Origin of the sequence: Mycolicibacillus koreensis, from assembly GCF_002104795.1 — a bacterium.
Taxonomy (GTDB): domain Bacteria; phylum Actinomycetota; class Actinomycetes; order Mycobacteriales; family Mycobacteriaceae; genus Mycobacterium; species Mycobacterium koreense.
Window position 1 is genome coordinate 1 of sequence record NZ_NCXO01000082.1, and the last position, 6,733, is coordinate 6,733.

General features: G+C 73.2%; 7 protein-coding genes. 1 reads left to right on the forward strand and 6 read right to left on the reverse strand.

Features of this window, described 5'->3' with window-relative positions; translation table 11 throughout:
• Positions 1-510: RDD family protein (locus B8W67_RS19650; protein WP_085305840.1), on the reverse strand; the 510-nt coding region annotated here is incomplete at its 3' end.
• A gap of 51 nt (positions 511-561) precedes the next feature.
• Between B8W67_RS19650 and B8W67_RS19655 the strand changes: the two genes are divergently transcribed.
• Positions 562-1,554 carry a stage II sporulation protein M gene (locus B8W67_RS19655; protein ID WP_069391751.1) on the forward strand — a complete coding sequence of 331 codons (993 nt, stop codon included), beginning with the start codon at positions 562-564 and terminating at the stop codon, positions 1,552-1,554.
• Positions 1,555-1,595: 41 nt separating this feature from the next.
• Here B8W67_RS19655 and B8W67_RS19660 read toward each other — a convergent pair whose 3' ends face one another.
• The 5 genes from B8W67_RS19660 to B8W67_RS21035 all read right to left on the reverse strand — a co-directional run.
• Positions 1,596-2,918 (reverse strand): DUF58 domain-containing protein, encoded by a 1,323-nt coding sequence (locus B8W67_RS19660; protein WP_069391683.1) that lies wholly within the window; start codon positions 2,916-2,918, stop codon positions 1,596-1,598.
• Entirely contained in the window at positions 2,918-3,901 is a 984-nt protein-coding gene (locus B8W67_RS19665; protein WP_085305842.1) for an AAA family ATPase, read from the reverse strand. Before B8W67_RS19665 ends, B8W67_RS19660 begins: the two co-directional genes overlap by 1 nt.
• Complete coding sequence (locus B8W67_RS19670) at positions 3,901-5,034, reverse strand: DUF4350 domain-containing protein (RefSeq protein WP_085305844.1); 1,134 nt, start codon at positions 5,032-5,034, stop codon at positions 3,901-3,903. Before B8W67_RS19670 ends, B8W67_RS19665 begins: the two co-directional genes overlap by 1 nt.
• Positions 5,031-5,648, reverse strand: a complete 618-nt coding sequence (locus B8W67_RS19675; RefSeq protein ID WP_085305846.1) for a DUF4129 domain-containing protein — start codon at positions 5,646-5,648, stop codon at positions 5,031-5,033. Before B8W67_RS19675 ends, B8W67_RS19670 begins: the two co-directional genes overlap by 4 nt.
• A gap of 2 nt (positions 5,649-5,650) precedes the next feature.
• The coding region (locus B8W67_RS21035; RefSeq protein WP_085305848.1) for a DUF7847 domain-containing protein at positions 5,651-6,733 on the reverse strand (1,083 nt) is incomplete at its 5' end.

A 6,733-nucleotide genomic window follows, 5' to 3' on the forward strand; every position in this document is an offset into this window, starting at 1 on the left:
CGCGGCCCAGCCTTCCAGCCCGGGCGGCATCACCGGTGGCGGTGACAGGCGTGGACCCCGCTCGCTGATGACGATGGTGCCGGCGAACACGTCGCCGAGGCGTTTCCCGCGGGGGGACAGGATGCTGCAGATCACCGCGGGGCTACCGAACAGCGTCCAGATCTCGACCACCGAGGCCAACGCCCGAAACAGCGCCTGGGTGAACCGTTCCGGGCCGCCGTCGTCGGAGACCACCCGCAACCCCATCGCCATCTTGCCCAGGGAGCGTCCGCGGGTCGTGGTCTCGAACACGGTGGGGTAGACCACCGGAATGAGCACCACCAGCACCAGCACCAGGATCTGCACCAGTGCGCCGTCGAATTGCTCGACCGTCAACGCCGCCAGCCCGTAGCCGATCAGCGTGAGCACCGTGATCACGGCGATGTCGATCAGCGCGGAGACCGCTCGCACCGGCAGCTGCGCTACCTGCACATCGAGAACCACCGCGTCCCCGGTCACCACCTGCGTCATGGCGCAAACGCTACCTGCCGCCGGTGTACCGCCCGCCCGTACGCTATGCGGGTGGATGTTGACGCGTTCGTGCTGGCTCACCGCGGCACCTGGGATCGTCTCGATCAACTCGTCCGCAACCGGCGGCGTCTCTCCGGTGCGGAGGTCGACGAACTCGTCGAGCTGTATCAGCGGGTGGCCACCCATCTGTCGGTGCTGCGGTCGGCGACGACCGATCCGACCGTCACCGGGAGGCTGTCGTCGCTGGTGGCGCGCGCCCGGTCGGCGGTCACCGGAGCGCACGCCCCGCTGTGGAGCCAGTTCGTCCGGTTCTGGACGGTGCGGTTCCCGGTGGTGGCCTACCGGGCGGGGCGCTGGTGGCTGGGCACCGCGGTGGTGTTCCTGGCCTTCACCGCCGTCCTCGCGGTCTGGGTGGCGACCAACCCGGACGTGCAGGCCAGCATCGCCACGCCACGCGAGATCGACCAGTTGGTCAACCATGACTTCGCCGACTATTACAGCGCCCACCCGGCCGCAGCGTTCGCCGGGCAGGTATGGCTGAACAACTCGTGGGTGGCCGCCCAGTGCATCGCCTACGCGGTGCTGCTGGGAGTGCCCATTCCCTACATCCTGTACCAGAACGCGGCCAACCTCGGCCTGATCGCGGGGCTGATGTTTCACGCCGGCAAGGGTGACGTGCTGCTCGGGCTGCTCACCCCGCACGGCCTGCTGGAGTTGACCGCGGTGTTTCTGGCCGCGGCCGTCGGGATGCGGCTGGGCTGGACGGTGATCGCCCCCGGCGACCGACCACGCGTCCAGGTCCTCGCCGAGCAGGGCCGTGCGGTGGTGTCGGTCGCGCTGGGGCTGGTGGCGGTGCTGGCGGTCTCGGGGCTGCTCGAGGCGTTCGTGACGCCGTCGGGGTGGCCGACCCCGGTGCGCATCGGCATCGGGGTGCTCGCCGAGGCGGCGTTCCTCGCCTACATCGTCTATTTCGGCCGCCGGGCCGTCGCCGCGGGGGAGACCGGCGACATCCTCGAGGCGCCCGATGTGGCGCCGGCCGGTTAGGGCGCCCGTCCGGGGCCGAAAAGGGGAGGGTGCAGCGCGGCTCAGAGCCGTCCGGTCGCCTTCATCGCCAGGTAGCGATCGGCCAGCGCGGGAGCCAACTCGTGGGGCCCGGCGTCGACGACCTCCACCCCGGCGCGGTGCAGCCGGGCGGCCATCGCGGCGCGCGCGTTGCGGGAACGCTCGGCGGCGGCGGCGTCATAGACCGCCGCCGCGTCGATCCGTCCGGCGGCCAGCGTCGCGACGCGAGGGTCGGCGACGGCGGCCAGGAGCACCTGGTGACGTGCGGTCAGCTGCGGCAGCACCGGCAGCAGACCCTCGTCGAGCGCGGCCGGATTGAGGTCGGTGAGCAGTACCACCAGCGACCGGTGGCGGGTGCGCCGCAGGATCGTGGCGACCAGGGCGGTGGCGTCGGACTCGATCAGCTCCGCCTGCAGCGGGGCCATCACGGAGACCAGTTGGGACAGCAGCTCGTTGCGGGAGGCGCCGAAGACCGCCGCCCGGGTCACCCGGTCGTGGGCGAGGAAATCCACCCGGTCCCCGGCGCGGGAGGCGAGGGCGGCCAGCAGCAGCGCGGCGTCCATCGACCAGTCCAGCCGCGGCCAGCCGGCCGGGTCGGTGGTGGTGGGGTCCACGCCGACCCGGCCGGCGGCGGTGCGGCCGGTGTCGAGCACGATGAGGATGCGGCGGTCGCGCTCCGGGCGCCAGGTGCGCACCACCACATCGGAGCGTCGCGCGGTGGCCCGCCAGTCGATCGACCGCACGTCGTCGCCGACCACATATTCGCGCAGCGAGTCGAATTCGGTGCCCTGCCCGCGGATCAGTGCCGGCGCCCGGCCGTCGAGTTCCTGCAGCCGGCTCAGCCGCGACGGCAGGTGCTTGCGGGACAAGAACGGCGGCAGCACCCGCACCCGGCCGGCCACCGACCGGGTGCGCTGGCGTCCGGCCAGGCCCAGCGGCCCCACCGCCCGGATGGTCACCCCGGCGGCTTCGTGGTCACCGCGGCGGGTCGGCCGCAGCCGGGTCGTCACCGCGCTGTGGCCCCCGGGTGCCAGATCGACACGGTGTACCCGCGGGGCGGCCCGGGTGCTCGGCGGCCAGGCGTCGCGCAGCTGCCCGCGAAGCCGCCGCGCCCCGTCGTGGTGGACGGTGACGGTGGTGTCGACCGCCTCACCGAGCCGGACCGACGGGGCTCCGCTGCGGGTCAGCCGCAGCGCCCGGGGGCTGGCGGCCAGTGCCACGTCCACGGCGACCACGGTCAGCAGCACGGCCCCCAATACCGCAAACGCGGTCGCGGGCCACGGCGCCGCCGCGATCGGCAGCACCGCGAGTAATGCGACCAGCCCGGTCCGCCCGGTCAGAACCACTAGCGTGGCACCGGCACCGACGCCAGGATCCCGTCGAGCACGCCGTCGGCGGTGGCGCCCTCCAGTTCCGCCTCCGGACGCAGCGCCACCCGGTGGCGCAGGGTGGCGCGTGCCATCGTCTTGACGTCGTCGGGGGTGACGTAGTCGCGGCCGGACAGCCACGCCCAGGCCCGGGCGGTGCCCAGCAGGGCGGTGGCCCCGCGCGGGGAGACCCCCAGTTGCAGTGCCGGGGAGCGGCGGGTGGCGCCGGCGAGGTCGACGATGTAGGCGAGCACCTCCTCGGCGACCCGAGCCCGCGCGACCGCGGCGCGCGCGGCCGCCAATTCGGCGGGTCCGGCCACCGGGTTGATCCCGGACAGGTCGCGGGGGTCGAAGCCGTGGGCGTGGCGCCCGAGGATCGCGATCTCGGTGTCGCGCTGCGGGAGCTCGACGGTGAGTTTGAGCAGGAAGCGGTCCAGCTGCGCTTCGGGCAGCTGGTAGGTGCCCTCGTATTCGATCGGGTTCTGGGTGGCGGCGACGATGAACGGGTCCGGCAGCGGACGCGGCTCCCCGTCGACGCTGACCTGGCGTTCCTCCATGGCCTCCAGCAGCGCCGCCTGGGTCTTCGGCGGGGTGCGGTTGATCTCGTCGGCGAGCAGCAGGTTCGCGAAGACCGGGCCGGGCCGGAACGTGAACGCCGCCGTGCGCGTGTCGTAGACCAGCGACCCGGTGACGTCACCGGGCATCAGGTCGGGGGTGAACTGCACCCGTTTGAACTCCAGCCGCAGTGCGGCGGCCAGGGTGCGCACCAACAGCGTCTTCGCGGTGCCCGGCACCCCTTCGAGCAGCACGTGACCGCGGCACAGCAGCGCCACCAGCAATCCACTGACCACCGCGTCCTGGCCGACGACGGCCTTGCCGATCTCGGCGCGCAGCGCCAGCAGCGCGGTGCGCGCGGCGGCGGCGTCGGTGGACTCCGGCGAGGTGGGGGAGGCGTGTGTCATCAGTGGGTTACCCATCCTTCGATGTCGTCGAGGGCTCGAGCGAGGTCCAGCAGGTCGGCGTCGGTGGCCGGGGCTGCCCCGAACAGTAGTGCGCCCACCTGCTGCGGCTCGAGGCCGCTGCGGTGGGTCACCGTCGCGGTCACGGTCGCGGCGGAGGCGGTGGGGTCGAGGCCGAGGCGGGGGAGCAGCCGCTGCAACGTGGCGGTGCGCAACGTGGCGGCGGCGCGGTCGCGGGCGCGCTGCGCCCGGTAGAGCCGCCCGCGGCCCTCGACGGTCTCCGAGGCGCGCACCACCACCGGCAGGGTCTCGATGACCGGAGCACCGAGACGACGGCCCTTCCACAGCGCGACCAGGACCACGGTCAGCACCAGCTGTGCCACCACCCACGGCACCGCCGCGGGGATCAGCTCGGCGGTGCTGCGGGTGTCGGTGGTGATGCCCACCGTCTGCTGCGGGGCGTACCAGATCACCCGGGGCTGCTGTCCGGCGAGGTTCATCGCCAACGCCGCGTTGCCTTCTTTCAGCAGCCCGCCGTTGATCAGGACGTCGGCGTTGCCGGCGACGGTGACCGTGTGCCCCGCCGCGTCGTAGCGGACCAGGGCGCCGTCGTAGCAGATGTCCGGATCGGTCTCGTCCGAGCGCGGCCGGTAGGTGGCGGCGCGCCCCCAGTCGACGGCCCCGGCGCGCACCGCGGCCGGCAGCGCGCAACCCGGGTCGGTGACCCCGGAGGTGGGGTGGCCGCGGGTCAACTCCGGCGCCAGCGCGGCCAATGCCCGCGGGGTCGGTTCGACCAGCAGCCGGTCTCCGTCGGTGGCGGCCAGCCTCGCCAGCAGGTCGGGGTCGTGGATACGCCAGGTCTCGGCGATGAGCAGCAGCGTGTCCGGGCCGGTCGCGGCTTCGACGGCATCAACATCGTCGGCGACCTCGACGCTGACCCCCTGGTCGCGCAGCAAGGCGACCAGCGCGTGCGCCCCCTGCTCCTCGGTGGCGTCGGGGTTCATCCGCCCGCCCGGGTGCGGCGCGGTCACGACCATCCCGGCGATGAGCAGCACGCTGAGCGCGATCACCGCCAGCAGCGTCCACCCCCACACGCGGCGGCGCCGCACCGTCGGTGCGGCGACGGCGGCGGTCACCGGGCGGCCACCCCGGCGCGTCGGCGGTTGCGCAACCGATCGTCGAGGTCCGCGACGGTCCGGTAGCCGGATTCGGTGCCCGGGCGCTCACCGTAGGTGACGTCGTTGAACACCTCGGCGGCACGGGACAGCTCGGGGCCGAAGTCGGGCAGCGCCGTCGCTGCGGCGCGGGCCCATTCGGTGGCGGTGCGGCCGGGCAGGTCGCTCAGCGCCCCGGACTCCTCCAGGTCGCGGGCGACGGCGCGCACCCGGTGCCGGATCGCCTCGGCCCACTCGCCGCGCTCGGCGCAGGCCGCGGCGGTGGCGCGGTGTTCGGCGGCGGTGCGGATGCCGGCGTCGAACAACATCGGGTCGCGCTGGCGGGCGCCGCCCATGGTGCGGCGCACCATCCGGATCGCCACGACCCCGATGACGACCAGCAGAATCGCCACCAGGGTCAGCGTGAACCACGAACCGGGGATCTCCGATGCGGCGGCCAGCATCTGGTTGATGCGGTCGTTGAGCCAGTCGCCGAGACGGTCGAGCAGCGAGGTGTCCGGGTGATACATCGGCTTGGCCAGTTCGTGGCCGGCCGCGTCGTGCGCGGGATCGCGGTCGATGTCGACGGCGGACACGGTTAGCGCGCCATCCACAGGGCGTCGGTGGTGTCGGTGGCGGCCGGCCCGCTGGCGGCACCGCTCTGCAGCACCAGGTCGAAGGCCTCGGCACGGATCCGGCGGTCGGTGTAGAGCAGGACCCGCACGCCGGCGGAGAACGGCTGCACGATGATCTGCCCGAGGATCGTGCCGACGGCGGCGACCAGCAGCACCAGCAGCATCGAGTCGGTGGAGGCGCCGACGAGAAGCCCGACGATGCCGAACGGAACGCCGATCGCGGCGGCGGCCAGGCCGGTGATCAGACCGGTCAGCAGCTCGATCCCGGTGATGCGCCAGAAACTGGTGCGCACCAGCGAGAACGACCGTTTCATCGCCGCGACGACACCGAGGCGTTCCAGCACGATGATCGGCGCGGAGAAAACCCACATGACGTACAGCCAGATCACCGTGACAACGGCGGCCCCGACCAGGACGACGATCACCAGCGCAGCGATGACCCCGCCGACCGCCGCGGCCACTGCGGCGCCGACCAGCACGGCCGCGCCGATCACCCCCACCGCGATCAGGCCCTCCAGCAGCACCAGCCCGATCAACGCCAGGAGGCGTCCCCGCACCCGATCCCAGGCCTCGCCGATGGTGATACCGGATCCGAACACCGCCCGGCCGACGACGACGGTGAGCATCCCGGTGAGGACCAGCCCGGACAACCCGGACACCAATTGGGTGAGGCCGTTGATCGCGGTGGGCACCCCGTTGGTGAGCCTGGACTCGTCGCCGGAGTCCACGTCGAGGGCGCCGAGGGAAGCCAGCGACGCCACGTTGATCGCCAACACGATGAGCTGGGTGACGACGACGATGATCGCGGTCAACCCGAGCGTGGCCTTCGGGTTGGCCCGGATGAACCCGACCGCACCGTTGTACAGATCGGCCAGCCCCAGCGGGCGCAGCGGGATCACCCCCGGCTTGGCGGCCAGCCCGGTGCCCGGCGGCGGCCCATACCCCGGCGGGGGCGGGCCGTACCCGGGCGGTGGCGGCGCACCGAACCCCGCGGGCGGGCCATAACCCGGCGGGGGACCGTATCCCGGCGGCGGGCCGTATCCCGG

Coding starts and splice junctions, on each gene's coding strand:
- B8W67_RS19665 (WP_085305842.1), bottom strand. CDS start 3,901: ATGACACACGCCTCCCCCACCTCGCCGGAGTCCACCGACGCCGCCGCC.